27 protein-coding genes are annotated in these 25,176 nt (G+C 69.7%); 8 read left to right on the forward strand and 19 right to left on the reverse strand.

Going from position 1 to position 25,176, the window contains the following annotated elements; all coding sequences use genetic code 11:
• Window positions 1–194: 194 nt before the first annotated feature.
• Complete coding sequence (locus ACIBGM_RS38680) at window positions 195–428, reverse strand: hypothetical protein (RefSeq protein WP_396388375.1); 234 nt, start codon at window positions 426–428, stop codon at window positions 195–197.
• On the reverse strand, window positions 389–673 hold the full coding sequence (locus ACIBGM_RS38685; RefSeq protein ID WP_396388376.1) for a hypothetical protein: 285 nt from the start codon (window positions 671–673) through the stop codon (window positions 389–391). Before ACIBGM_RS38685 ends, ACIBGM_RS38680 begins: the two co-directional genes overlap by 40 nt.
• Before the next feature lie 163 nt (window positions 674–836).
• Between ACIBGM_RS38685 and ACIBGM_RS38690 the strand changes: the two genes are divergently transcribed.
• From ACIBGM_RS38690 to ACIBGM_RS38700, 3 genes are all read left to right on the forward strand, one after another.
• Window positions 837–1,565: a maleate cis-trans isomerase gene (locus ACIBGM_RS38690; RefSeq protein WP_396388377.1), complete on the forward strand. Its 729-nt coding sequence runs from the start codon at window positions 837–839 to the stop codon at window positions 1,563–1,565.
• Window positions 1,562–2,209 (forward strand): GntR family transcriptional regulator, encoded by a 648-nt coding sequence (locus ACIBGM_RS38695; RefSeq protein ID WP_360538204.1) that lies wholly within the window; start codon window positions 1,562–1,564, stop codon window positions 2,207–2,209. Before ACIBGM_RS38690 ends, ACIBGM_RS38695 begins: the two co-directional genes overlap by 4 nt.
• Window positions 2,210–2,837: 628 nt before the next feature.
• Window positions 2,838–4,091 (forward strand): aspartate aminotransferase family protein, encoded by a 1,254-nt coding sequence (locus tag ACIBGM_RS38700; RefSeq protein WP_396388378.1) that lies wholly within the window; start codon window positions 2,838–2,840, stop codon window positions 4,089–4,091.
• 121 nt (window positions 4,092–4,212) lie between these two features.
• Here the strand turns inward: ACIBGM_RS38700 and ACIBGM_RS38705 are convergent, their stop codons facing one another.
• Together ACIBGM_RS38705 and ACIBGM_RS38710 are read right to left on the reverse strand one after the other, a co-directional pair.
• Window positions 4,213–5,601 (reverse strand): MFS transporter, encoded by a 1,389-nt coding sequence (locus ACIBGM_RS38705; protein WP_396388379.1) that lies wholly within the window; start codon window positions 5,599–5,601, stop codon window positions 4,213–4,215.
• A 344-nt stretch (window positions 5,602–5,945) separates the two neighbouring features.
• On the reverse strand, window positions 5,946–6,656 hold the full coding sequence (locus tag ACIBGM_RS38710; protein ID WP_396388380.1) for a TetR/AcrR family transcriptional regulator: 711 nt from the start codon (window positions 6,654–6,656) through the stop codon (window positions 5,946–5,948).
• A gap of 94 nt (window positions 6,657–6,750) precedes the next feature.
• Here ACIBGM_RS38710 and ACIBGM_RS38715 point away from each other — a divergent pair, with 94 nt between their 5' ends.
• Window positions 6,751–8,217, forward strand: coding sequence for a DHA2 family efflux MFS transporter permease subunit (locus tag ACIBGM_RS38715; protein WP_396388381.1), 1,467 nt, complete (start codon window positions 6,751–6,753; stop codon window positions 8,215–8,217).
• Window positions 8,218–8,279: 62 nt separating this feature from the next.
• Here the strand turns inward: ACIBGM_RS38715 and erpA are convergent, their stop codons facing one another.
• Window positions 8,280–8,636 (reverse strand): iron-sulfur cluster insertion protein ErpA, encoded by a 357-nt coding sequence (gene erpA / locus ACIBGM_RS38720; protein WP_360538214.1) that lies wholly within the window; start codon window positions 8,634–8,636, stop codon window positions 8,280–8,282.
• Between the two features lie 215 nt (window positions 8,637–8,851).
• Window positions 8,852–9,946 carry a glycerate kinase gene (locus ACIBGM_RS38725; RefSeq protein WP_360538216.1) on the reverse strand — a complete coding sequence of 365 codons (1,095 nt, stop codon included), beginning with the start codon at window positions 9,944–9,946 and terminating at the stop codon, window positions 8,852–8,854.
• A gap of 166 nt (window positions 9,947–10,112) precedes the next feature.
• Here ACIBGM_RS38725 and ACIBGM_RS38730 point away from each other — a divergent pair, with 166 nt between their 5' ends.
• Window positions 10,113–10,511, forward strand: a complete 399-nt coding sequence (locus tag ACIBGM_RS38730) for a VOC family protein (RefSeq protein WP_396388382.1) — start codon at window positions 10,113–10,115, stop codon at window positions 10,509–10,511.
• Here ACIBGM_RS38730 and ACIBGM_RS38735 read toward each other — a convergent pair.
• Window positions 10,508–11,158: a LacI family DNA-binding transcriptional regulator gene (locus ACIBGM_RS38735; protein ID WP_396388383.1), complete on the reverse strand. Its 651-nt coding sequence runs from the start codon at window positions 11,156–11,158 to the stop codon at window positions 10,508–10,510. The two genes, ACIBGM_RS38730 and ACIBGM_RS38735, sit on opposite strands and share 4 nt — an antisense overlap.
• 85 nt (window positions 11,159–11,243) lie before the next feature.
• Between ACIBGM_RS38735 and ACIBGM_RS38740 the strand changes: the two genes are divergently transcribed.
• Both ACIBGM_RS38740 and nfi read left to right on the forward strand, forming a co-directional pair.
• Entirely contained in the window at window positions 11,244–11,813 is a 570-nt protein-coding gene (locus ACIBGM_RS38740; protein WP_396388384.1) for a CGNR zinc finger domain-containing protein, read from the forward strand.
• A gap of 26 nt (window positions 11,814–11,839) precedes the next feature.
• Window positions 11,840–12,493: a deoxyribonuclease V gene (gene nfi, locus ACIBGM_RS38745; protein ID WP_360538224.1), complete on the forward strand. Its 654-nt coding sequence runs from the start codon at window positions 11,840–11,842 to the stop codon at window positions 12,491–12,493.
• Here the strand turns inward: nfi and ACIBGM_RS38750 are convergent.
• The 8 genes from ACIBGM_RS38750 to ACIBGM_RS38785 form a co-directional block, all read right to left on the reverse strand.
• Window positions 12,479–13,261 carry an SRPBCC family protein gene (locus ACIBGM_RS38750; protein ID WP_360538226.1) on the reverse strand — a complete coding sequence of 261 codons (783 nt, stop codon included), beginning with the start codon at window positions 13,259–13,261 and terminating at the stop codon, window positions 12,479–12,481. The two genes, nfi and ACIBGM_RS38750, sit on opposite strands and share 15 nt — an antisense overlap.
• Entirely contained in the window at window positions 13,258–14,112 is an 855-nt protein-coding gene (locus ACIBGM_RS38755; protein ID WP_396388385.1) for an FAD binding domain-containing protein, read from the reverse strand. Before ACIBGM_RS38755 ends, ACIBGM_RS38750 begins: the two co-directional genes overlap by 4 nt.
• Window positions 14,109–16,559 (reverse strand): xanthine dehydrogenase family protein molybdopterin-binding subunit, encoded by a 2,451-nt coding sequence (locus tag ACIBGM_RS38760; protein ID WP_396388386.1) that lies wholly within the window; start codon window positions 16,557–16,559, stop codon window positions 14,109–14,111. The genes ACIBGM_RS38755 and ACIBGM_RS38760 overlap by 4 nt, the downstream gene beginning before the upstream one ends.
• Window positions 16,556–17,026 carry a (2Fe-2S)-binding protein gene (locus tag ACIBGM_RS38765; RefSeq protein ID WP_396388487.1) on the reverse strand — a complete coding sequence of 157 codons (471 nt, stop codon included), beginning with the start codon at window positions 17,024–17,026 and terminating at the stop codon, window positions 16,556–16,558. The genes ACIBGM_RS38760 and ACIBGM_RS38765 overlap by 4 nt, the downstream gene beginning before the upstream one ends.
• Before the next feature lie 315 nt (window positions 17,027–17,341).
• A complete protein-coding gene (locus ACIBGM_RS38770) occupies window positions 17,342–18,463 on the reverse strand; it encodes an XdhC/CoxI family protein (protein ID WP_360536879.1) in 1,122 nt (373 codons plus the stop codon).
• Entirely contained in the window at window positions 18,456–19,547 is a 1,092-nt protein-coding gene (locus ACIBGM_RS38775; protein ID WP_360536881.1) for a VWA domain-containing protein, read from the reverse strand. The genes ACIBGM_RS38770 and ACIBGM_RS38775 overlap by 8 nt, the downstream gene beginning before the upstream one ends.
• The gene (locus ACIBGM_RS38780) at window positions 19,544–20,419 is read right to left on the reverse strand and encodes a MoxR family ATPase (protein WP_360536883.1); all 876 of its coding nucleotides are present in this window, start codon (window positions 20,417–20,419) and stop codon (window positions 19,544–19,546) included. Before ACIBGM_RS38780 ends, ACIBGM_RS38775 begins: the two co-directional genes overlap by 4 nt.
• Window positions 20,420–20,457: 38 nt before the next feature.
• Window positions 20,458–21,141 carry an NTP transferase domain-containing protein gene (locus tag ACIBGM_RS38785; protein WP_360536885.1) on the reverse strand — a complete coding sequence of 228 codons (684 nt, stop codon included), beginning with the start codon at window positions 21,139–21,141 and terminating at the stop codon, window positions 20,458–20,460.
• 73 nt (window positions 21,142–21,214) lie between these two features.
• Here ACIBGM_RS38785 and nadA point away from each other — a divergent pair, with 73 nt between their 5' ends.
• Entirely contained in the window at window positions 21,215–22,405 is a 1,191-nt protein-coding gene (nadA, locus tag ACIBGM_RS38790) for a quinolinate synthase NadA (RefSeq protein ID WP_360536887.1), read from the forward strand.
• Here the strand turns inward: nadA and ACIBGM_RS38795 are convergent.
• From ACIBGM_RS38795 to ACIBGM_RS38810, 4 genes are read right to left on the reverse strand one after another with little or no spacing between them, the layout of a single operon-like run.
• On the reverse strand, window positions 22,402–23,589 hold the full coding sequence (locus ACIBGM_RS38795) for a glycosyltransferase family 4 protein (protein WP_360536889.1): 1,188 nt from the start codon (window positions 23,587–23,589) through the stop codon (window positions 22,402–22,404). The genes nadA and ACIBGM_RS38795 overlap by 4 nt on opposite strands.
• On the reverse strand, window positions 23,589–24,005 hold the full coding sequence (locus ACIBGM_RS38800) for an adenylyltransferase/cytidyltransferase family protein (protein WP_396388387.1): 417 nt from the start codon (window positions 24,003–24,005) through the stop codon (window positions 23,589–23,591). The genes ACIBGM_RS38795 and ACIBGM_RS38800 overlap by 1 nt, the downstream gene beginning before the upstream one ends.
• Window positions 24,005–24,736 (reverse strand): CDP-alcohol phosphatidyltransferase family protein, encoded by a 732-nt coding sequence (locus ACIBGM_RS38805; RefSeq protein ID WP_360536893.1) that lies wholly within the window; start codon window positions 24,734–24,736, stop codon window positions 24,005–24,007. Before ACIBGM_RS38805 ends, ACIBGM_RS38800 begins: the two co-directional genes overlap by 1 nt.
• Window positions 24,733–25,158 carry an adenylyltransferase/cytidyltransferase family protein gene (locus ACIBGM_RS38810; protein ID WP_360536895.1) on the reverse strand — a complete coding sequence of 142 codons (426 nt, stop codon included), beginning with the start codon at window positions 25,156–25,158 and terminating at the stop codon, window positions 24,733–24,735. Before ACIBGM_RS38810 ends, ACIBGM_RS38805 begins: the two co-directional genes overlap by 4 nt.
• Window positions 25,159–25,176 lie beyond the last annotated feature (18 nt).

The following is a 25,176-nucleotide window of genomic DNA, read 5'->3' on the forward strand; positions in this document are numbered from 1 at the left end:
CCCGTCTCGCCGCCACCGCAGACTCACCCATGGCCCAGCCAGACCAGCACACCCGCCATACCAACCACACATCAGTCACAAGAGCCGGATATCCCGTCGTGTTGTGCCTTCTCCCCTCGTGCACCAAGGGAGAAGGCATAGAGGCAGGGGATATCCGGTCGCGGGGTTGCGGCCTCGGTGGGGTGGGCGTGGTGCTAGGGGGTGGCGTCGGGGAAGAAGTCGGCGTTTTGGACGTATTCCATGCGGCGGGTGAATTCGGGGTCGGCCAGGCGGGCCAGCATTTCCTGTTCGGTGAGTTCTTCGATGCGGGTCTGGATCCAGTAGAGGTTGCCGTACGGGTCGCGCACGCGGCCGACCTTGTCGCCGAAGAACAGGTGCGTCACCTCGGTCACCGACGTGCCGCCCGCCGCGACCGCCTGCGCGTGCACGGCCTCCGCGTCGTCGACGTAGAGCCGCAGGAACGCCGGTGTCGCCGGCCACTCCGGCCGGCGTCGAACATCATCACGATCGCGTTCCCGATCCGCATCTCCGCGTGCCCGATCCGCCCGTCCGGACCCACCATCCGATCGATCTCCTCGGCCCCGAACGCCCGCGTCAGCCAGTCCATCAGCCCGTCCGTGTCCTGCCCGATGATCCACGGCGTCACGGTCGTGTACCCCTCAGGAATCGCCATCCCACTCTCCTCCACTCGTTCCCGGACACCAGCAACGCTAGGCCGGGAACCGGACAGGTTCTGTCCGCTACCTGGGCGCTTCGCGGTGTGTCTCATTGGTGACAATCTGGGGGTAAGATTGTCGACAATCTACCTATTTCGGTGCGATCAGCCAGGAGGTTGGATGGTCACGGTAGGGCTGCTCTATCCCGGTCACAGCGCGGAGGACGACTACCCGGCGCTCGAGGCGCGACTGGACGGTTCGATCAAACTGCCGGTCGTGATCACCTCGGTCGGCGAGGACGCGCACCGCGTGGACGCACTCCTCGACCTGGGCCGCGCCGAGCGGCTCGCCGAAGGCGCCTCCGAACTGGCGGCCGCCCAGCCGGACGCGGTGATGTGGGCCTGCACGTCCGGCAGTTTCGTCTTCGGCCCCGAGGGCGCCCGCAACCAGGCGTCCGGGGTCGCCCAGGCGCTCGGCGTACCGGCGTCGTCGACCTCGCTCGCGTTCGTCGACGCTTGCCGCGCTCTCGACGTACGGCGGGTTGCAGTCGCCGCGTCGTACCCGGAAGACGTCGCGACGCACTTCGTCCGGTTCCTGACCGCCGGCGGGGTCGAGGTGGTCGCGATGGGCAGCCACGGGATCATCACTGCGGCCGAGGTCGGCACGCTCGATCCGGAGCGGGTGGTCGCGATGGTGAAGGCCGCGGACCACCCGGACGCCGAGGCGATCCTGGTGCCGGACACCGCGATGCACACGCTGCAGATCGTCGACGATCTCGAGGCCGCGGTCGGCAAGCCGGTACTCACGGCCAACCAGGTGACGGTGTGGAAGGGGTTGCAGTTGACCGGCCCGGTACCGTCACTGCCAGGCTTGGGCCGATTGTTTTCAGCGAGGGGGACACACGCGTGACCAGTTTCATCGAGCCGTTGGCGCAGGAGTCGACGCCGAGCATCATCGCCGACAAGTTGCGCCAGGCCATCAGCCACGGCGAGCTCAAACCCGGCGCGCAGCTCGGCGAGGCCGACCTGGCCCGCAAGCTCGGCGTGAGCCGCGGCCCGCTCCGCGAAGGCATGCAGCGGCTCACCGCGGAGGGGTTGCTGGTCTCGATCCGCAACCGCGGGTTGTTCGTCATCGACATGACGCCGGAGGACGTCCGGGACATGTACCTGGCGCGTGAGGCGATCGAGCGCGCCGCCGCCCGGCGGATCGCCGACGGCGACCACGAGGCGGCCGGCAAGGAGCTGCTCGCCATCGTCGAGCAGATGGCCGCCGCCGAGGGCGATCCCGCCGCGGTCAGCGAGCTCGACATCGCTTTCCACGAACGCCTCGTCCAGCTCGCCCGCAGCCCGCGGCTGTCCCGCATGCACGCGACCTCGATCACCGAGACCCGCATGTGCATCCACGCCCTCGCCGAGACCTACACCGTCTCCGACGCCCGCATCGAGGAGCACAAGGCCCTCGCCGAAGCCATCGCCGCCGGCGACTACCTCCACGCCGACGACCTCCTGATGGCCCACATGGACGACGCCATAACCCGCCTAACCAACCGCTGACCCCACCCCACCACCCACGTACGGCGCCACCCTGGCAACCACCGCACCCCGACGGCGCCACACTCTGGCAGCCGACCTCACGTACGGCGCCACGCCCCGGCAACAGCCGCGCGACCGCCGACCCATGCCCAGGTACGGCCCGGCATTCCGGTAATCCCGACTCACTCCGCGTAACCCGCCCTACCGGCAACCCGTCGCCAGCGACAGACCCGGCGGCGCTGGCCGAACGTCGGTCGGCGCCGGATCGGCGGTCGAGCGCACGGGCCCCGGCGGCCGCCGGCAGGCTGCCGTGAGGCGGGCTGCCGTGCGGCGGTGGTTCGTCGGCGCCCGGCTGCGGCGGGGTCGGGCGCGGTAGCCGCGGCAGGTGCGGTCGGCGCGGTCGGGCGCGGTAGCCGCGGTCGGGCGCGGTAGCCGCGGTCGGCGCGGTCGGGTGCGGTCGGCGCGGTCAGGTGTGGGGCAAGGATCTTCGAGAAGCTGCCGAGATGGACGACGCGTCCTTCTGTGTCGTCGGCGCGATCGGGCGCGGTGGCATTGGATTGACAGGGTGGGGGGCTGGGTTAGGCTAGATTGTCGACAATCTTACGGTTGACAATCGGGTGTTTGATCGGACGTGTGAAGGGGATCCGCCGTGGCCGAGCTGTCGCAGGTGTTGAAACAGGCAACCGGAGTGATCGCCGCGCGCGGCGAGGGTGTGTTGCTGTTCGACGAGGACGATCGGCGGTATCTCGACTTCACGGCCGGCATCGGGGTGACGTCGACCGGGCATTGCCATCCTCGCGTCGTCGCGGCCGCGCAGGAGCAGGTCGGCAAGATCATCCACGCGCAGTACACGACGGTCATGCACCGCCCACTCCTCAACCTCGTGGAGCGGCTCGGCGAGGTCCTCCCCCAGCACCTCGACCGGATGTTCTTCGCGAACTCCGGCAGCGAGGCAGTCGAGGCGGCGCTCCGACTCAGCCGCCAGGCCACGGGTCGCCCGAACGTGATCGTGTTCCACGGCGGATTCCACGGCCGGACGGTCGCGGCGGCCTCGATGACGACGTCAGGCACGAAGTTCCGATCCGGGTTCAGCCCGCTGATGGCCGGCGTACACGTGTCGCCGTTCCCCGACCCCGGGCACCTCGGCTGGCCGGTCGAGCAGGCGACGGACTTCGCGCTGAGCCAACTCGACTACGTGCTGCAGACGTTGAGTACGCCGGCCGACACAGCGGCGTTCGTGGTCGAGCCGGTGTTGGGCGAAGGCGGGTACGTGCCGGCGAACGAGCGGTTCTTCGCCGGGCTGCGGGAACGCGCCGACCAGCACGGGATCCTGCTCGTCGTGGACGAGGTGCAGACCGGGTTCGGCCGGACCGGGAAGTTCTGGGGCGGCGACCACTTCGGTGCGCACCCGGACATCCTGATCACGGCGAAGGGGCTCGCGTCCGGCTTCCCGCTGTCGGGCATCGCGGCGTCGTCCGCGCTGATGGAGAAGGCGTGGCCGGGTTCGCAGGGCGGGACGTACGGCGCCAACGCGGTGGCGTGCGCGGCGGCAGTCGCGACGCTGGATGTCATTCAGGACGAGGGGCTCGTGCAGAACTCGGCGGAGCGGGGTGCGCAGCTCAAGCAGGCGCTGCAACTGGTGGCGGACAAGCATGAGCGGATCACGGACGTCCGCGGGCTCGGGCTGATGATCGGCAACGAGTTCCGCGACGCCGACGGCAAACCCGACCCGGTCACGGCCGCCGCCGTGCAGCAGGAGGCAGCCAGGAGGGGTCTCCTGCTCCTCACCTGCGGCGCCTGGGGCCAGGTCGTTCGCTTCATCCCCGCCCTCGTGGTCAACCCGGCCGAAATCGACGAGGCCGCTGCCATTTGGTCCGACGCCGTCACCGCAGTGACCTCCTAACCCCCGCTACCCGGGCAGGCCCGGGGCGGCTGCGCACAGCGGGGCTGTGGCTGAGCAGCGCGGAGCGGATCGCGGCGCAGGTGGGGCTCGCCGGAGGGTTGGTCCGGCGAGCCTCCAGCGGTCAGGCTTTGGTGGGTTCGAGGGCTACCGGTGGGAGCGCCTCGGCGGTGCCGGGGATGGCGGTGCCGTTGAGGGGGCAGCGGGTGGTTTCGGGGACCTTGAGGAGGGCGATGGCGCCGATCGCGCAGGCGGCCATCATGTAGTACGCCGGCATCAGGGCGTTGCCCGTCTGGGCCGTGAGCCAGTCGTTTGCGGCGGGCGCCGTACCGCCGAAGAGTGAGGTCGACACGTTGTAGGCGATCGCGAAACCGGCGTACCGGACGTGGGTCGGGAACATCGCCGGGAACGTCGCCGAGATGGTCGCCAGCTGCGGAACGTAGAGCAGGCCGAGTACGGCGAACCCGATGATCGCGCCGGCCAGGTTCGTGCCCATCAGCAGGAACATCGGCGCCCCGAAGACGAACAGCCCGGCCAGCGAGAACCACCACAGCGGCTTGCGGCCGACGCGGTCCGAGATCCGGCCGGCGAACGGCAGGAACACCATCATTGTCAACATTCCGATGATCGGCACGATGAGTGACTCGTCCGAACTGAGGCCGATCTCGCTCTCCAGGTACGTCGGCATGTACGTGAGCAGCGTGTAGTTGACGACGTTCAGCGCGATCACCAGACCGCCGAGTTGCAGGATCGGCCGCCAGTAGCCGGCTAGCAGATCCTTGAACTGCGTGGTCGTCTCCTCCTCCTTCTGGCCCTTCGCCTCCAGTTCGCGGAACACGGGAGTGTCCTCGAGCCGCGACCGCAGGTAGACGCCGACGAGGCCGAGCGGCGCGGCGACCAGGAACGGCAGCCGCCAGCCCCACGAGTGCATCGCGTCGTCGCCGAGGATCAGCGAGAAGCAGAGCATCAGCAGCGCGCCGAGCGAGAAGCCGGCCAGCGTGCCGAACTCCAGGAAGCTGCCCAGGAAGCCGCGCTTGCGGCTCGGGGCGTACTCCGCCATGAACGTCGCGGCGCCGCCGTACTCGCCACCCGTCGAGAAGCCCTGGATCATCCGGAGCAGGACCAGCAGGATCGGCGCCCACAGCCCGATCGCGTCGTACGTCGGAACCAGGCCGACGCACAGGGTCGCGCCGGACATCAACAGGATCGTGATCGCCAGCACGTGCTTGCGGCCGAGGCGGTCGCCGAGCGGGCCCCAGATCAGGCCGCCGAGCGGGCGGACCAGGAACGAGACCGCGAATGTCATCAGCGCGAGCAGGGTCGCGCTCTCGGTGTCACCCGGGAAGATCGCCGCCGAGATGTAGGTCACGCCGTACGCGTAGATGCCGTAGTCGAACCATTCGGTCGCGTTGCCGATGGCCGAGGCGGCGATTGCCTTCTTCAGCACTCCTGGGGGTGGTTCGGTCTCGACCGGCGGTTTCCTCTCGACCGGCGGCTGACTCTCGGCGTCCACGGGGCTCTCCTGTCGTCGTGCGGCCTCACCCGGGTGCCCACCCCACGCCATCAGCACGCCCGCCTACGCGCTCGGCGAACGTGCCCGCCTCACGCCGGCACACCCAGACGACCAGGTCGTAGTTTTGTTGACAATCCGAAGATTTACCATGTGAACTCGTGAACGGCAAGCACTCATCCCACCCGCGCCGTCACGCCCGGCAACCACTCAGCGGCTGCGCTGGCAACCACTCACCGGCTGCTTTGGCAACCGCCCACCGGCTGCACTGGCTGCCATCCATCGACTGCACTGGCTCCCGGCGGGGCGGCTGGACGGTCTCCCGACCAGCGGATTCGGCGGCAGGTTCAGGCGGGGACGGCCAGGGAGGCGAGGCCGGCGACCAGGACGGTGAGGCCGAACTCGAAGCGCTCGTCACCGGTGGAGCCGGCGGTCAGCGCGCCGGAGAGGGCAATCGTGAGGGGAAAGCGGTCGGGCGGGAGGGACTCGAAGTACGCCCGGAGATCGGTGACGAATCCTTCGATGTCTTCCTTGGTCCAGGCCCAGGCGCCCTGCACCGTCTCCTCGAACGCGATCGCGGTGACGTACAGCGGCAGCAGGTCGACCGCCCATGCGGCGGCCTGATCAGGGAGGTTGCCGGCCTTGAGGATGCCGAGGATCCGCTCGGTGCTGAGCAGCGCCTGCTCCCCCAGCGGCACCTGGCCGATCGCAGCCCGGGCGACCCCCGGATTCGCCCGCATCACGCGCAGAACCTCCCGCATCGCGTCCTTCAGCTGCTCCTGCCAGCGGTCGGGATCCGGCTCCTCGGGGAGCTTCATGTCCTGCGCCGCACGGTCGACGAGGAGCTGGTCGAGCTCCTTCTTGTTCGCGACGTGCGCGTACAGCGATGCCGGCCCGGTGCCGAGCGCCTGGGCGACCTTGCGCATCGAGACCGCGTCGTACCCGTGCTCGACCAGCAGTTGCATGGCCGCATCGACGATCCGGTCCCGGGTGAGCGGCTCCTTGGGCGGGCGCGCCGGCTTCGCGGGACTGATCGGCTGCCACGGCGACTGGGTCATGGCTCCACTCTAGCGAACGCCGTACTTGACAGGAACACCGTTCGTGCGTAGCACAGTGTTCGTCAACGAACACCGTTCGAATCAGGAGCCACCGATGAGTACCTCAACCACCACCTCACCTGCAGCCACCCCCACCGGTACGTCGGAATCGGGGAGGTCACCTGCGACGCCGTACCGCTGGCGGTGGGTGGTTCTGGCGACCGTGCTGGTGGCCGAGATCATGGATCTTGTCGACGCGACGATTGTCAACATTGCGGCGCCGTCGATCCGCGCCGAGCTGGGTGGGTCGGAGTCGGCGATGCAGTGGATGCTCGCCGGGTACACGCTCGCCTTCGCGATCGGGCTGATCAGCTTCGGCCGGCTCGGGGACCTGGTCGGGCGGCGGCGGTTGTTCGTGATCGGGGCGGTCGGGTTCACGGTGGCCTCCGCGGTCTGCGGGCTTGCCACCTCGCCCGAGCTGCTGATCGGCAGCCGGGTCGCCCAAGGACTGCTCGGCGCGGTGATGATCCCGCAGGGGTTCGCGATCCTGAAGGCGGTCTTCCCGCCGGCCGAGATCGGCAAGGCGTTCGCCATGTTCGGCCCGGTGATGGGACTGTCGGCGGTCGCCGGACCGATCATCGCCGGCGTCCTCATCGACGCGAACTGGTTCGACGCGGGCTGGCGGATGATCTTCTTCATCAACGTCCCGATCGGCATCCTCGCCCTGGCCGGCGCGCTCCGCTTCATGCCCGAGGTGAAGACCCCCGGCGCGTCCCGCCTCGACGCGGCCGGCGTGATCCTGGTCAGCCTGGCGTCCGGGCTGCTGATCTACCCGCTCGTCCAGGGCCGCGAGCTCGGCTGGCCATTGTGGACAATCCTGATGTTGACCGCGTCGGTACCGGTCTTCGCCCTGTTCGGCTGGCGCGAGCGCCGGTCGGGAAACCCGGTCATCGACCCGTCACTGTTCCGCAGCCGCGGGTACGTCGCCGGCCTCGGCGTGATCTCCACGTTCTTCCTGGCGATGTCCGGTTTCATGCTGGTGTTTAACCTGTTCACCCAGCTCGGCCTGCACTACAGCCCGTTGAAGGCCGGCCTCGCGATGGTGCCGTTCTCACTCGGCATCGCGATCGGCGCGCCACTGTCCGGCGGACTGCTCGCACCGAGGCTCGGCCGCAAGGCGCTGCAGCTCGGCATCGTGGTGATGGCGCTCGCGATGGGCGGCGTCTGGTTCACCCTGCACACGTACGGCGCTGCGACGACGATCTGGAACCTGGTCCCGGCGACTCTAGCCACCGGGATCGGAGCCGGCCTGGTGTTCGCGCCGCTGTTCGACATCATCCTGGCCTCGATCGACGACCAGGCTGCCGGTTCGGCATCCGGCGTACTGACCGCGATGCAGCAGTTCGGTGGCGCGATCGGGGTCGCGGTGATCGGCACGATCTTCTTCCAGCTGCTGCCGGACCACGCGTTCCTCAGCGCCACCAAGAACACCGTGCTGGTTGCGATCGGCCTGTTCGTGGTGAGCCTCGCGGTCAGCTTCCTGCTGCCGAAGCGCGCCCGCGAAGGCGCCTCAGCCCACTGACGGTTTCGGGCATGCGAAAGCCCCGCTCCTCGAGCAGTCGAGGAGCGGGGCTTCGGCGTACGTCAGTTGAAGGAGTCGCCGCAGGCGCAGGAGCCGGTCGCGTTCGGGTTGTCGATCGTGAAGCCCTGCTTCTCGATCGTGTCCACGAAGTCGATCGACGCGCCCTTCAGGTACGGCGCGCTCATCCGGTCGGTCACCACGTTGACGCCATTGAAGTCGGCCACCACGTCGCCGTCGAGCTGACGCTCGTCGAAGAACAGCTGGTACCGCAGGCCGGAGCAACCGCCCGGCTGAACGGCGACCCGCAGCGCGAGGTCGTCGCGACCTTCCTGGTCGAGCAGCGCCTTCACCTTGGCGGCGGCCCCGTCGGTGAGGATCACACCCGTGGCGACGGCCTGCTCGGTCTGCGCTTCAGTCATTCCTGACTCCAGTCATCTCGTGAGCGCCCGGCTGCAGGTGGGCAGGCAGCCGCGCGCGGAAAGTCCGCTGTCATTCCGGGCCAACAACCGCTGATCCGGAACCATTCCCATGGTCGCACACCAATTTCCAGGATCAACTACCCGCCTCGCTGCGTGGACCGCCGTACGACGCGGTTGAGCTCAACTGCGTACGCCGTACCGGATCGGACGGGGGGTCAGCGGGCCCAGGTGCGGGCGACCCGCTCTGCGACGGCGGCGAGTGAGCCGTGCGGGTCGGCGAAGGCCTGGGCCTCTCCCACCGCGTCGACCAGGGAATATGCCGACTCGACCCCCATCGTGCGCATCTCGCGGGAGCCGATCAGGACCTTGCCGGCCAGTACGACGCACGGCCGCATCGCGTCGTTCGCCACCTTCGCGACACCGGCGATCACCTTGCCGTCGCGGGACTGGAAGTCGAACGCACCCTCGCCGCTGAGCACCAAGTCGACGCGGGACGCCTTCTCCTTCAGACCGGTCAGCTCTGCGACGAGATCGATGCCGGACACCCGCTCAGCGCCGAGCAGCAACAGCGCGTAGCCGAGCCCGCCGGCCGCGCCCGCGCCCTTCTGGTCCGCGGTCTTGCGGTCCGCGAGCTCCGCGAAGTGGGTCAGCCAGCCGTCGACCTCGGGCTTCCGATCGTCGACAATCCCCTTTTGCTTGCCGAACACGCTGGTCGCGCCGCGCAGCCCGAGCATCGGGTTCTCGACGTCACTCGCCGCGACGAACTCGATCCCGGCCATCCGCGTCCGCGCCGGCTCCAGGTCGACCTCGGTCAGCGTCGCGAGCCCGGCCGCTCCGGCGTCCAGGCTGCCCCCGGCAGCGGTCGCCCCCAGCGCGGCGAGCATCCCGGCGCCGGCGTCGTTCGTACCGGATCCACCGAGGCCGAGGACGATCCGCTTCGCCCCGGCGTCGACCGCGGCCGCGATCAGCTGACCCACGCCGTACGTCGTCGCGTCCTCCGGGCGGCGCAGCTTCGGCTCGACCAGGTGGAGGCCGCAGGCCTGGGCGGTCTCGACGTACGCCGTCTCGCCCGCGAGCAGGACCGTGGCCGGGGTGTCCTCGCCGAGCGGCCCGCGTACGGTCACCGACAGCAGGGTGCCGTCGACAACAGCCTCCAGAACGTCGATGAACCCGGGCCCACCGTCCGCCATCGGCGCGACCAGAACCTCCGCGTCCGGGTCCCGCCGCCGCCACCCTTCCTCGATGGCAGCCGCCGCCTCGACAGCAGTCAACGTCCCCGCGAACTTGTCCGGCGCAATCAGCACTCGCATGCCGACATCCTCTCCCACCTGCCGGTGGTGCTGCTCGCCGGCAACCATCTCGCGGACACCGCTCGCCCGACCACCTCCAGCCCGGCCGCTCACCTCGCTGCCTGCGCTTGCCGACACACCGCCTGTTCGTTGACGCGCCTTGGGAGGGCCTGTTGGATCGGCGGGCATGAAGACGATCCTGTTCGCGTACCGGGTGAGTGATCTCGAGCGGTCGCTCGCCTTCTACCGGGCCGTGGGCTACACCGAGCTTGGCACGGTGCCGTTCGACGATGGCGGCAAGCTGGTCTGGCTGAAGCTGTCCGGCGAGACGTCGGTGTCACTCGAGTTGGTCCACCGCCCGGCCGCCGGACCCGTCGAGCCCGGCGGCTTCGAACACCTCGCAATCGAGGTCGAGTCCCTGACCACCACCATCGACCGCCTAACCACAGCCGGCCTCCACCCCGGCCCTCCAGAACACCCAGGAGGCCCCGAAGGCCCAGCCACCTCCTGGCTGGTCGACCCCGACGGCTACCGCATAGAACTGGTCGAATGGCCCCCAGGCGGACCTCCCACGGTCGGCGACTAGCTGCCGGCGGCTTCAGCTCGTTGGATCGAGAGGTGGCGTGGCGCGGGCGGGGTGCCATCCGAGAGGTGCTCGAGGGCGAGGCAGACCGCCTGTTCGGCTAGGGCCTCGTTGTCAGCCGCCTGTTCGGCGAGGGCGGCGCCTAGGAGGACGACTGGGCGGCTGGAGGCCGCGTCGCTCCTGACGAGGCGGCCGGCAGCCGGGCCGCCGTTGATCGACTCCGCGGGAGCTGACTTTGCGCCGGTGGCGGTGGGGTGGGTTGGCCAGAGGAGGATGGCGTCTACGGGGCGGTCTCGGAGGCCGGTCAGGGCTTGGGACTCTGCGGTGGGGTCGCCTTCTGTTTGCTCGATGAGGAGGGCTACGTCGTGCTTCCTGGCGGCTCGGGCTACCGCGGCGGCCAGGGTGGCGAAGTACTCGTTGGCCAGGTCGGGGATCGCCAGAGCGATCACGCCGTACGTGCCTTTGCGGAGGGAGCGGGCGCCGAGGTTGGGCCGGTAGTCGAGGTCGGCGATCGCGGCTTCGACTCGGGCTCGGGTGGCCGGGGTGATGTGCGGGTAGTTGTTGATGACGTTGGAGACGGTCTTCACCGAGACGCCGGCTCGCTCGGCCACGTCACGCATCCGCGCCGTCATCGATCCCTCCTCGAGCATAACGTAATGGTCTGATTCATCACGTTACGGGAGCGTGGGAGGTCGTGCAACGCGTTAACGGGGGTTATCGCGTTATGTTGGGGTGGTGCGTGTTCAGGTTGTGCCGATGGCGCTCGAGACCTTGGTCGAGGTGGTGAACGGCTGGGGGGTCGAGCCTCGGCGGGCGGGTGCACGGACGGGCGTGCCGGTTCTTGCCGAGTACTTCGGTGAGGGCGCGGCGGCCGCTGATGCGGGTCCGGACCGCCGGACCGGGATCCCCACGGCCGTGGCGAGCGCGTTGACGGATGACGGGCTGGTTCGATTTGCCGACACGGTTTTCGGGGTGTTTGCGGCGGAGGGTACGGCTGGGCGCGTGGCGGCGGTCTCCGAGTTGCTGACGGGGATCGATGTGCGGCCCGACGTCGTGATGGACGGCCATGAGGTACGGCGGACGTGGTGGACAGCGGCCGAGGACGCGCTGCTCGCGGCAGCGCTGCTGGCACTGCGGGACCAGTTGGCCGACGAAGATCCCGGTCGGCTCGGGATCTGCGTCGATGGTGGATGTGCCGACATCTACGTGGACGGTTCGCCGGCCGGACGGCGGCGGTTCTGCTCGGTGACGTGTCAGAACCGGGCTCGCGCTGCGAAGTACCGCCGGAGCCACCGAACGGGCTGATCCCGTGCCGTGGATACCGTGCCGGGATGCGGTGGCCGACTACGCCTGCTGAGGCGATTGCTGTCCAGGAGGAGCTGCGGTCGATTGTCGACGATACGGATGTCGACAGGGCGCCGCGGTACGTCGCCGGACTTGATGTCGCGTACGACGGCGATCGGCTGGCGGCTGCGGTCGTCGTACTGGACTGGGACACGTTGGCCGAGGTGGATCGGGCTGTGGTGCTCGGGGAGACGACATTCCCTTATGTGCCTGGGTTGTTTGCGTTTCGGGAGGTTCCAGGGCTGTTGCAGGCGCTCAGCAAGTTGAGGACGACGCCGGACCTGCTGGTGTGTGACGGGCAGGGGTTGGCGCATCCGCGGCGGTTCGGGCTGGCGTGTCACCTCGGGGTGCTGACCGGGGTGCCGGCGATCGGGGCTGCTAAGACGGCGTTCGTCGGGACGTACACGCAGCCTGGGGCGGCGCGGGGTTCTGTCGCTGATCTGATTGTTGACAATCAGGTTGTTGGCGCGGTGGTGCGTACGCGGGACGGGGTGAAGCCCGTGTACGTGTCCATCGGGCATCGGGTCAGCCTCGACACCGCCGTCGAGCACGTGTTGCATCTGGCGCCGCGGTATCGGTTGCCGGAGACGACGCGGGCGGCTGATCGGTTGTGTCGGCAGGCCTTGTCAGCGGCGGAGTAGGCGCCGGAGAACGAGGCCGAGCAGGAGGGCTCCTGCGGCGCCGATGAGGTAGGGGCGGGCACGGCGCAGGAGAGCAGGCAGGAGTGCCGCGCCGAGGTCGAGGGATGAGGCGCCGGATGGAGGTGCGCCGGCCTGTTCCTTGGAGGGTGCGGTGGGGGCAGTGGGTGCTGTCGGGGCAGTGGGACTGGCTGGTGTGGCGGTGCCGGCGGTGCTGGCGGGACCGGCGGCGCTGGCTGGACCGGCGGGCGTCGCTTCGGCGGGCGCAGCGGCGGTCGGCGTGCCAGCGGTCGGTGTGGTGGCGGTGGCGGTGGTGGGCTGGGCCTCCGGGGTGAGGGTTGTGGTCAGGCATTTGACGAATTGCGCCAGGAGGTGGTCGGAGACGTCTTGGATGAGGCCGCGGCCGAACTGGGCGGGGCGACCAGTGATGGTCAGATCCGTCTCGACGGTGACCGCGGTGGCCGAGTCGCCGGACGCATCCAGCTGCGCCGTGACGCGGACGCTGGCTGTGCTGTTGCCGCGGCGGTCCTTGCCCTTGGCCTCGATCAGCGCGCGATGGTCCGCCGGAGAGCGTTCGACGAACGTCCCGCTGCCGGCGTACTGCAGCGAGACCGGCCCCAGCTTCACCTTGCACGCGCCGGTGAAGCTGTCACCGTCGTACGACGCCAGGGTAGCGCCGGGGAAACACGGCACCACCCGTTCGAGGTCGTTGAACGCGGCCCAGGTCTCCTCGACCGGGGCCGGTACGACGAACTTGTGCTCGAGCTTCATCCAGTGCCTGCCGCGGCCAGTACGGCCCGCCGGGTCAGCACCGAGGCGAGGTGCCGGCGGTACTCGGCGTCACCGTTGAGGTCCGTCACCGGCGACGTCCCGTCGGCGGCCCGGGCCGCGGCCGAGCGGACGGCCTCGGCGGTCGCGGGCCGGCCGATCAGCGCGTCCTCGACCGCGATCGCCCGGATCGGCGTCGAGCCCATGTTGCTCAGCCCGACCCGTGCTTCGGCAATCGAATCACCGTCCAGCCGGACCGCCGCCGCGACCGCGACGATCGGCCAGCCCTGCGCGACCCGGCTGAACTTCTCGTAGTGCGCGCCCCAGCCGGTGTACTTCGGCACCCGTACCTCGACCAGGAGCTCGTCGTCGCCGACCGCCGTACTGAAGACGCCCTGGAAGAAGTCCGAAGCACCGACGGTACGGCGGCCACCCGGTCCGGCGATCACGAAGGACGCGTCCAACGCGACCGAGACCGCGGGCAGGTCACCGGCCGGATCGGCGTGCGCCAGCGAACCGCCGAAGGTCCCGCGGTGCCGGATCTGCGGATCCGCGATCGATGCCGCGGCCAACGAGATCAGCCGGGTGTGCTCGGCGATCAGCGGGTCGAACTGGACCGTGCTGTGCTGTGTCATCGCACCGACGACCAGCGCGTCGCCGTCGTCGCGGATCCCCCGCAGTTCGTCGATCTTCCCAATGTCGACAATCGACTCCGGCGCGGCCAGCCGCAACCGCAGCACCGGCAGCAGGCTCTGCCCACCGGCCAGCACCTTGGCGTCGGTGTGCTCACTCAGCAGCGACACCGCCTCGTCGATCGTGGTCGGCGTGAAGTACTCGAAGGCTGCAGGAATCATGACGGCGCCCCTTCCCCGGACTGGACGGCACCCGACATCCCGGCAGCGGGCTGCCCAGGAGCCGAAGCAGATGCCCCGCCCTGCAAGGCCTTCCACACGCGGTACGGCGTGCACGGCATCGGGATGTCGGACACCCCGAGGTGGCGTACGGCGTCCAGGACCGCGTTCACCACGGCCGGCGTCGACGCGATCGTCCCCGCCTCACCGACCCCCTTCACCCCGAGCTGATTCGTCGTAGCCGGCGTCTCCGTCCGCGCCGTCTCGAACGACGGCAAGTCAGGCGGCGACGGCACCAGGTACTGGTCGAACGACCCGGACACCAACGTGCCCGCCTCGTCGTACACGGCCTCCTCGAAGAGTGCCTGCGCGATCCCCTGCGCGAGCCCGCCGTGCACCTGGCCCTCGACGATCAACGGATTGACGACAACCCCGACGTCGTCGACGCTCACGTACGACCGGATCTTCGTCCCGCCCGTCTCGGTGTCGACCTCGACCGCACACAGGTGCGTGCCGTGCGGGAACGAGAAGTCGTCCGGCTCGTGCGTCGCGTCGGCGTCCAGGCAACCCTCCGCGGCGCCGCCGAGCTTGTGGCCCTGGAACACCGCGAACGCCAGCTCCCCCAGCGTCATGCCCGACTCGGTTCCGCGAACGCCGTAACGGCCGCCCGTGAACTCCAGGTCGTCGACGTTCGCCTCCAGCAACTGGGCCGCGATCGGCTTCGCCTTCTCGATCACCTTGTCGGCCGCCGCGAGCACCGCCATCCCACCAACGGTCAGCGACCGCGAGCCGTACGTGTCCAGCCCGCGCCCGGCGACCTGCGTGTCACCGTGCAGCACTTCAACATCCTCGAAAGCCACGCCCAGCCGATCGGCGACGAGCTGGCTCCACGCCGTCTCGTGTCCCTGCCCGTGCGGGCTCGTCCCGGTGATCACCTCGACCTTGCCGGTCGGCAGCATCCGGATCGACGCGTGCTCCCAGCCGCCGCCGACGTACCCCATCGAGCCGAGCCAGCGCGACGGCGCCAGCCCGCACATCTCGGTGTACGTCGAGACGCCGATGCCGAGCTGGACCGGGTCGCCGGACTCGCGCCGCTTCAGTTGCTCGGCGCGCAACTCGTCGTACCCGAAGAGCTCACGAGCCTTGGCGGTCGCGGCCTCGTAGTTGCCCGAGTCGTACTGCAGCCCGGACACCGTCGGGAACGGGAACTCCTCGTGCTTGATCCAGTTCCGCTCCCGGATCTCCAGCGGGTCGACGCCGACCTCGACCGCGAGCTCGTCCATCATCCGCTCGATCGCGAACGTCGCCTCGGGCCGGCCGGCGCCGCGGTAGGCGTCGGTCCAGGTCTTGTTCGTGAAGACGTTGGTGCTGGTCAGCCGGTACGACGGGAACTTGTAGATCCCGTTGTACATCAGGGCCCCGAGGATCGGGATGCCCGCCGAGACCAGGCCCAGGTACGCGCCCATGTCCGCGAGCAGCTCCACCTTGAGCCCGGTCACGGTGCCGTCGCGATCCGCGGACAGCGTGACCTTCTGCCACTGGTCGCGGCCGTGGTGCGCCGCCATCAACGACTCCGACCGGGTCTCGCTGTACTTACAAGGCTTCCCGGTACGGCGAGCCGCGATAACCGTCAGCACCTCCTCCGGCGTGAACTGCAGCTTGCCGCCGAACCCACCGCCGACGTCCGGAGCGATCACCCGGATCTTGTGCTCCGGGATGCCGAGGACGAGCGAGATGAAGATCTTCACGAAGTGCGGCACCTGGGTCGAACTCCACACGGTGAGCTGCTCGCCGGTCGGGTCGGCCACGATCGACCGCGGCTCCATGAACGCCGGGATCAGCCGCTGCTGGCGGAACTCGCGCTCGATCACGATGCCGCCGTCCCGGGCGGTCGCGATCGCCGCCTCGACGTCGCTGCCGTGGCCGGCCTCGGCCGAGTCGTACACGAACGTCGCCGAGACGTTGGTGCCGAGATCGGGGTGCGCGAGCACCTCGTCCGCGGCCGCTGCCTTCAGCTCGAGAGCGGCCGGAAGCTCCTCGTAGTCGACGTCGACGAGCTCGGCCGCGTCACATGCTTCGGCCGCGGAGCGCGCCACCACGACGGCGACGATCTCGCCGGCGAAGTTCACCGTGTCGACCGCGACCGACGGGTGGTTCGGCTGCACCTGCTCGGGGGCCGCCGTCCACGCAAACGGCAGACCACCTTGTTCCTCGGCAAGATCAGCGCCGGTCAGTACGGCGACCACGCCCGACGCCGACCGCGCCGACTCGGTGTCCACACCGGTGATCCGGGCATGCGCGAACGGGCTGCGGACCATCGCGAGGTGCAGCATGCCGGGCAGGACGACGTTGTCCGTCCAGCGCGTGCGGCCGGTGATCAGCCGCGCGTCCTCCTTGCGCTTGCGCGGAGTGCCGACCTCGGTGGCCGGGCGATCCTCGATCGTGGTCATCGGTCACCTCCAGCGGCGGCCGCCGCGCGCACGGCGCGGACGATGTTCTGGTAGCCGGTGCACCGGCAGAGGTTGCCTTCGAGGCCGACCCGGACGTCCTCCTCGCTCGGGTCCGGGTTGTCAGCCAGCAGATCGATCGACTGCATGATCATGCCGGGCGTGCAGAAGCCGCACTGCAGGGCGTGGTTCTCGTGGAACGCCTGCTGCATCGGGTGCAGCTGCCCGTTGGTCGCCAGGCCCTCGATCGTGGTCACCTCGTGCCCGTCGGCCTGTACCGCGAGCAGCGAGCAGGACTTCACGCTCCGCCCGTCGAAATGAACCGTGCACGCACCGCAGTTGCCGGTGTCGCACCCGATCACCGTCCCGGTCTTTCCCAGCTGCTCGCGCAGGTAGTGCACCAGCAGCGTGCGCGGCTCCACCTCGTCCGTGAAGCTGCTTCCGTCGACTTGCACCGTGATCCGGGTCATCGCCCCGCCTTCCCAGAAGTAAGCACCCACCTACTGCCGATCCTGCTCCCGTGTGATGTTCACCACAAGAGATCGGATCACCCCGGTCATGGGGCCTCCCGGCCTGGACTGAGGAGCGGAGGGAGCGAAGCGACTGGAGTGACAAGGGAAGGCCGGGAGTTAAAGCCCCATGACCCGCCGCGCGGCAGCGCGGCATTCAACACAGTCATGGGGCCTCCCTGCCTGGACTGAGGAGCGGAGGGAGCGAAGCGACTGGAGTGACGAGGGAAGGCCGGGAGTTCCAGCCCCATGACCCGCCGCGCGGCAGCGCGGCATTCAATGATGGTGAATGGGTCCGGCCTGCTCCGAAAGCCGGGTGCCGCTGCCCTTCCAGTGCTGGGCGATGAACTCGGCGGCGATGCTGATCGCGGTCTCCTCCGGCGTACGGGCGCCCAGGTCGAGACCGATCGGGCTGGCCAGGCGGGCGATCTCGTCGTCGGTCAGGCCGGCCTCGTGCAGACGCTTGACCCGGTCGTCGTGCGTACGGCGGGAGCCCATCGCCCCGATGTAGCCGAGCTCCGGCAGCCGGAGCGCGACCTCGAGCAGCGGTACGTCGAACTTCGGATCATGGGTGAGCACACAGACCACCGTCCGGCCGTCGATCCGACCGGCCGCCGCCTCCGCCGCGAGGTACCGGTGCGGCCAGTCGACCACCACCTCGTTCGCCGACGGGAACCGCGTGGCCGTCGCGAACACGCCACGCGCATCGCACACCGTCACCCGGTAACCGAGGAACGCGCCGACCTTCGCGACCGCCGCCGCGAAGTCGATCGCACCGAAGACCAGCAACCGCGGCACCGGCGCGTACGACGACACGAACACGCGCATCCCCTCACCGCGCCGCTGCCCGTCCGGCCCGTACTCCAACGTCTCCGTCCGCCCGGACTCCAGCAGGCCCCGCGCATCATCCGTCACCGCGTCATCGGCTCGCTCCGACCCAAGGCTCCCCTGCGTCGGTGCATCCGGCCGGATCACCAGGCGCCGACCGATACGAGCGGGATCCGGATGCGCGACGACGGTTGCCACCGCCACTGGTCGGCCGGCGGCGATGTCGTCAGCCACCTCGCCCAACAACGGGTACGACGTCTGGTCCACCCGCTCCACGAAGATGTCGATGATCCCGCCACACGTCAGTCCGACTGCGAACGCCGACTCGTCGCTCACGCCGTACCGCTGCAGTACGGGCTCGCCGGACTCCAGGATCTCCTCACCTAGCTGGTAGACCGCGCCCTCGACGCAACCACCCGACACGCTGCCGACCGCCTCACCACCGGGGCCGACCAGCATCACCGCGCCGGGCTGCCGCGGTGCGGACTCGAACGTGGCCACAACGGTGCCTACAGCAACCGGCTCGCCCGTGTTCCACCACTCCACCAGCCGTTCGAGCACGTCACGCATCGGCCACCACCTCCAGAAGATCCGCAAAGCTGGCCAGGCTGTGCCCTGCGACAAGGTCGTTCAGATGCGGCAGTACGGCGACGATCCCGGCCTGCACCGGCGCATACCCAGCCTTGCCACGGTGCGGGTTCAGCCAGACCACCCGGTGCGCGAGACTGGCCAGCCGCGCCACCTGCTCACCGAGCTGCGACGCGTCGCCCCGCTCCCACCCGTCGCTGCACACCACTACGACCGCCCGGCGCGCCGTACCGCGCTGACCCCAGCGGTCCAGGAACACCTTCAGCACCTCGCCCAGCCGAGTCCCACCCGACCAGTCCGGTACGACGTCGCCCGCCAGCCGCAGCGCGAACTCCGGATCGCGGTGCCGCAGCGCGGGCGTCACCCGGGTGAGCCGCGTACCGATGGTGAAGACCTCCACCGACCGCGGCGCGACCTGGACCAGCGTGTGCGCGAGTCGCAGCAGGCTGTCGGCGTACGGGCGCATCGAGCCGGACACGTCGACCAGCACGACCACGCGACGCGGGCGAGTGCCGCGTCGGCGGTAGAGGACTCGCGCGGGCTCGCCGACCTGACGCAGCTGGGCTCGCAGCGTCCGCCGTGGGTCGATCTCGCCGCGATGCGATGGGCGGCGGCGAGCGGCGCGGCGGACCGGGACCCGCGGGCGCAGCGTGCTGAACAGTCTCGCCAACTCGGCACGGTCGACCGCGGACAGCTCGGCGACGTCACGGTGGCGCAGGACTTCCGTCCTACTCGCGGAGACGGTCAGCGACCGGCCGCTGTCCTCGCCCGCGGCGGACTCGTCGACGTCGAGTGCAGCCTGCATCGTCGTGGTCGCCGTACGGCGGACTGCCTTACCGACTCGCTCTCCGGAGAACCAGGCGGCGAACACCTCGTCGTACCGCGCGGTGTCGTCCGGACCACTGCACAACGCCGACCGGCCGGCCCAGTACACATCGGCAGTCGCGCCCGCATCGAGTGCAGCGACCGCGCGCAGGAACAGCTGGACCCGGTCAGCCGTCACAGCCAGCCCCGCGTGCCGGAGTGCCGAAGCGAAGCCGGTCAGCGCGAGGTCCGGTGCGGTCATGATGCGAGCAACCGGTCCAGGGATTCGCGGACTCGGTCGGTGTCCTCTCGGTACTTGAGTACGGCTCCCAGCGTTGCGGCGGCCGCCTCTACATCGAGGGTGTCCGTGCCGAGTGCGTCGAGCGCACGCGCCCAGTCGAGGGTCTCGGCGACGCCGGGCGGTTTCAGCAGGTCGAGGTCGCGCATCCGCTGCACCGAGCGCGCGACCTGCTCGGCGAGACGCTGGGACACCTCCGGCAACCGGGTCCGGACGATCTCGACCTCGCGGGCCAGGCCGGGATGGTCGATCCAGTGGTACAGGCAGCGCCGCTTCAACGCGTCGTGGATCTCGCGGGTCCGGTTCGACGTCAGTACGACGATGGGCGGGACCTCGGCGGTGACCGTACCGAGCTCGGGAATCGTCACCTCGTGCGTCGACAGCACCTCGAGCAGGAACGCCTCGAACTCGTCGTCGGCGCGGTCGATCTCGTCCACCAGCAGGACGGCGGGACTCTCCCGCAAGGCGCGCAGCACCGGGCGGGCGAGCAGGAAGCGCTCGTCGAACAAGCTCTTCTCGACTTCTTCGGTGTCGGCGTCGGCGCTGGTCGCCTCGACGGTGCGCAGGTGCAGGATCTGCCGCGGGAAGTCCCAGTCGTAGAGCGCCTGGGTCGAGTCGATGCCCTCATAGCACTGCAGCCGGATCAACTGGACGTCGAGCGCCTCGGCGATCGCGGCGGCGAGCGAGGTCTTGCCGGTGCCCGGTTCGCCCTCGAGGAGCAGCGGGCGGTGCAGGGCTAGGGCGAGGTAGCCGACCGTGGCCAGGCCGTCGTCGGCGAGGTACCCGGTCCCGCGCAGGCGCTCGGCGAGCTCTGCCGCGGAGCCGACTGCGTTCATCTCCTCATCGTCACCCGGCCCGCCCGCCTTGCCAAGGCTCAGCCGATCCGATGCCCCTCCGGCAACTCCCCCACCGTGTCCACATCCACCCCGTCCGCCAGATCCCCACACTCGACCTCAACCGGCGCATGCTCCCGGAGGTAGGCCCGAGCCCCCTGATCCCCCACCGCAGTCGCAGTCACCCCCGCCCAGTGCTCCCTCCCCAGTACGACGGGATGCCCCGGCGACCCGTCGTAGACAGCACGCACCAGCGCGGCCGGATCCGCCTGAGCAGCCACCCGCCGAAGCACCTCAACCGTCAGCCCAGGAACATCCACTGGAACCACGACCACTGCGTCTGCAACTGGTTGTGGCGCGGCGGCACCGCGCTCCGCGGTGCCCGAAGGCGCGGTGAGGTCGGAGTGCCGAGGCGTGCCAGCACCGCCTTCCGCGGTGAGCGGGGTGGTGAGGTGTTGAAGGGCGGTCAGGCCGGCTCGGAGGGAGGCGCCCATGCCTTCGTGCCAGTTGGTTGCTTCGACCACGTGCACCGAGTCGTCCAGCTCAGCGGTCACCTGGGTGGCGGCGGCGCCTACGACCACTACGACCGGGGAACAGCCGGCTGACTTCAACAGCTGAGTCGCGCGGGCAACCCACGAGAGACCGGTGGCGTCGCGGATGAGGGCCTTGGGGGTGCCCATCCGGCGGCCGGCGCCGGCGGCCAGGACCAGGCCTGCGGTCTTCACGGTAGGAGGGTAGCGATTTCACACTCTGAGCAGTGACGTGCGCCACGGGATCCCGGCAGTGCGGCATGGCACGATGTTTGACGTGACGACTACTGCGGACGGCCCGAAGGCTCTTCCCCTGCTGTTCCTGGGACAGAACACCGACCCGCACTCGGAGCGGGGTGTCGAGTGCCCGGGCGCGTTGCCGCCGGCCTCCGACCCGGACCTGGTCGAGCGGGCGCTGAAGGCGAAGGCGGCGCTCGGTGACCAGGTGTTCGTGCTCGGTCACCACTACCAGCGCGACGAGGTGATCCAGTTCGCCGACGTCACCGGTGACTCGTTCAAGCTCGCCCGCGACGCGGCGGCCCGGCCGGACGCGCCGTACATCGTCTTCTGCGGTGTGCACTTCATGGCCGAGTCGGCCGACATCCTCACCAACGACCAGCAGACCGTGATCCTGCCGGACCTCGCGGCCGGTTGCTCGATGGCGGACATGGCCCGGATCCAGCAGGTCGAGGCAGCCTGGGACGCGCTCGCCGACGCGGGTGTCGCGGACGTGACCGTACCGGTCACGTACATGAACTCCAGCGCCGACATCAAGGCGTTCTGCGGCCGCAACGGCGGCGCGGTCTGTACGTCGAGCAACGCCGACACCGCGCTCGAGTGGGCGTTCGAGCAGGGCGAGAAGGTGTTGTTCCTGCCCGACCAGCATCTGGGCCGCAACACCGCCGTACTGAAGATGGGCATGAGCCTGGACGACTGCGTGGTGTACGACCCGCACAAGCCGGGCGGCGGGCTCACCGTCGAGCAGCTCAAGGCCGCGAAGATGATCCTGTGGCGCGGGCACTGCTCGGTGCACGGCCGGTTCACAGCTGGCTCGGTCGACGACGTACGGGCGCGGATCCCCGGCGTCAACGTGATCGTGCACCCCGAGTGCCGGCACGAGGTCGTCACCAAGGCCGACCTGGTCGGCTCGACGGAGTACATCATCAACACCCTCGAGAAGGCCGAGCCCGGTACGTCGTGGGCGGTCGGCACCGAGCTGAACCTGGTGCAGCGGCTGGCGAAGCAGCACACCGACAAGAACATCGTGTTCCTGGACAAGGCGGTCTGCTACTGCGCCACCATGAACCGGATCGACCTACCGCACTTCGTGTGGGCGCTGGAGAACCTCCTCGCCGGCCACGTGGTCAACCCGATCAAGGTCGACCCCGACACCGAGAAGTACGCCAAACTAGCCCTCGACCGCATGCTCGCCCTCCCCGGCAAAACCGCACGGGACTAGTGGGAGACGCGGGCGGGGGTGTACCAGGCTGCGAGGAGGTCGGGGAGGCGGTCGGGGCCCCAGCGGTCTACTGGGGTGATGCGGCCTTGGAGTGATGCGAGGCCGCGGGCGAGCTCACCCACCACGTCGCCGCGCCAGGAGACGGCGACGCCCTCGCCCGGGCCGACGATGACCGCCGGCCCGCCGCGTTCGACACACACGACCGGGCAGCCGGACGCCAACGCCTCGGTCACCGCCCAGCCCGCCGCCTCACGCAGCGCGGGAGCGAGCAGGGCGTCGGCGCGGAACATCGCAGCCAGCACGTCCTCGCGCGGCAACTGCCCCATGAACTCGACCCGATCGCGGACTCCAAGCTCCAACGCGAGCCGCTCAGCACGCCCCCAGTCCGGCCCGTCGCCGATGATCCGCAGCTCCCAGTTCGCCGCCTCCGGCCGCGCCAGCGCGCTGATCCCGAGCAGCACACCCTTCCACGGGATCAGCCGCCCGACGAACAACGCCGTCTTGACGCCCGGACCACCGAAGGGCTCGTACGGCCCGGACGCGGTGAATCGGCTGATCGCGACGTTCGGCTGGACCACGACCTCCCGCGCGTACTTGCCGAACACCTCGGCCACATCGTTGTTCTGGGCAACCATCAGGTCAGCGTTCTGGGCGTGCTTGCGCCCGGTCAGGTGGCGCCGGATGCCGGTGTAGGTCCGCCGTACCAGCTCCGCCATCAGACCGCGCGGCCCGAGCCAGTGCGCCATCGACAGCGGCGCCGTGGTCGATCCGCCGACCGGGCCCCAGATCACCTTGGCCGACGACGGTTCCACCACCCCGGCCGCCATCCAGTCGACCGCGAAGGTCAGGTGGTGGATGACATCGAACGAGTGCTCCGCGTGCAGCCGCCGCGCGGTCTGCCGGGCCAGCCGCTGCCACAACGGGTAGTACCAGTACACGTCGGACGGCCGGCGGCGCAGCTTGAGCACCCACTTCGGCAGCTCCAGCGGCACGACGGTCAGTGCCGGAACCGGCCGGATCGCGAGCTCCTCGGCAATCTCGTGCGCGAACTTCCCGCGGGTGAGCAGCCAGACGTCGTGGTCGCGGGCGGCAGCCTTCGCCCAGGCCCAGCCCGCACCCGGCTCCGACCCGCCCTTCGGCCGGCACGCGTACGCGCTGAGCAGGACCTTCGGCCGGGTCGACATCAGCCCATCCCCTCCAGGAGCCTGCGCAGGTCCGTGCTCGAGGTCGACGCGGTGTACGGGAAGTAGTGCACGCTGGCGCCGACCTCGCCGAGCAGCCTTTCCAGTCTTCTCCCCTTCTCGGTGCCCTTCCAATCGTCACCTTTGAACAGGACGTCGTACCGGAGCTGCTTCCACATCTCGAACTTGTCGCTGGACCAGTCGCTGACCACCTCGTCGACCAGGCCGAGCGACCGGACGACCTCCATCCGCTCGTCGTGCGGGACCACCGGCGGCCGGCCCTTGATCCGGGCCACCACGTCGTCCTCGACCACGCCGGCGATCAGGTGGTCACAGTGCTCGCGGGCCCGGCGCAGGATGTTCAGGTGACCGATGTGGAACATGTCGTACACACCGGGCGCATACCCGACCACGCCCATCAGCGCGCCACCCCGAGGACGGCCATCTCCCGATACCACTTGGCGATCGCCGCGGCCAGGAACAGCAGGTTCGCCGCGAGCAGCGCGCCGTACAGGACGGCGAACAGCGCCGGCCAGGCGAAGGTCAGGAAGACCAGGCACAGCACGCCGTAGTCGGTCGGTGCGATGAGCAACGACTTGGCCACGGAGTCGCCGCGCTGGTTGGGCTGCTGCGCGCCGCCGTGCCGCCGGCGCAGCTGGTCGATCAGGATCAGCCCGAAGAACAGCACCGAGGACATGCAGACGTAGCCGAGCGGCACCAGCAGCACCAACTCGTTGCTGAAGGCATCGAAGCGGAAGAACGAGATCAGTACGGCGCTGTGCAGCAGGACGATCTTGACCGCGTCGATCATGTGGTCGAGCCACTCCCCCAGTGGCGACCCGCCACCGCGCAGCCGGGCCAGCTGGCCGTCGGCGGAGTCGAGGCCGTACCCGAGCACCAGCAACGCGGTCACCGCGAGCGCGAGCGGCGCCGACGGCCGGACGGTCGCGACCAGCACGATGCCCACCAGCGAGCAGAACCCGGACGCGAGGCTGACCTGGTTCGGCGTCCGGCCGCCCAGGAAGGCGGCGGCCGCGAAGACCCGCCCGATCCGCCGGTTCACGAACCGCGAGTACGCCGGTGTGCCGGCCGACGGCTTCTGCGCGCGCGAGAGCTGCCCGACGACGTCTCGCAGCGAAGTCGCCCTCATGCGACCGAACTGCGTGACTGCCGCTGGTCGATCGCGGCGCGCAGGATCGGGCTGCGGGAAGCGCGGCCGGTCGGCAGCACGCTGACGAGCTCGGCCGGAATCCCGTCGAGCTCTTCCGGTCCGAGCACCCCGTCGGTCCCGCCCGCGGCGAACACGGTCTGCGCCCCCAGGACGCCGGTCAGCCAGTCGGACCGGACGGCGTCCACCACGACGACCTCATCGACACAACGCAGGTGCTCGAGGATCTGGGCCCGCTCGACCAGCGGCACGAACGGGCGCGCACCCCAGGCGTCCACCGCCCAGTCGTCGGTCAGAACGCCGACCACCAGCCGGTCACACGCCTGCCGCGCGCGTCCGAGCACGTCGAGGTGCCCGACGTGGAACAGGTCGAAGACCCCGGCCAGAAATCCGATCCGCGGCACGCTACTTTCCCCCAGCAA

The organism is Kribbella sp. NPDC050470 (genome assembly GCF_044458365.1).
Lineage (GTDB): Bacteria > Actinomycetota > Actinomycetes > Propionibacteriales > Kribbellaceae > Kribbella.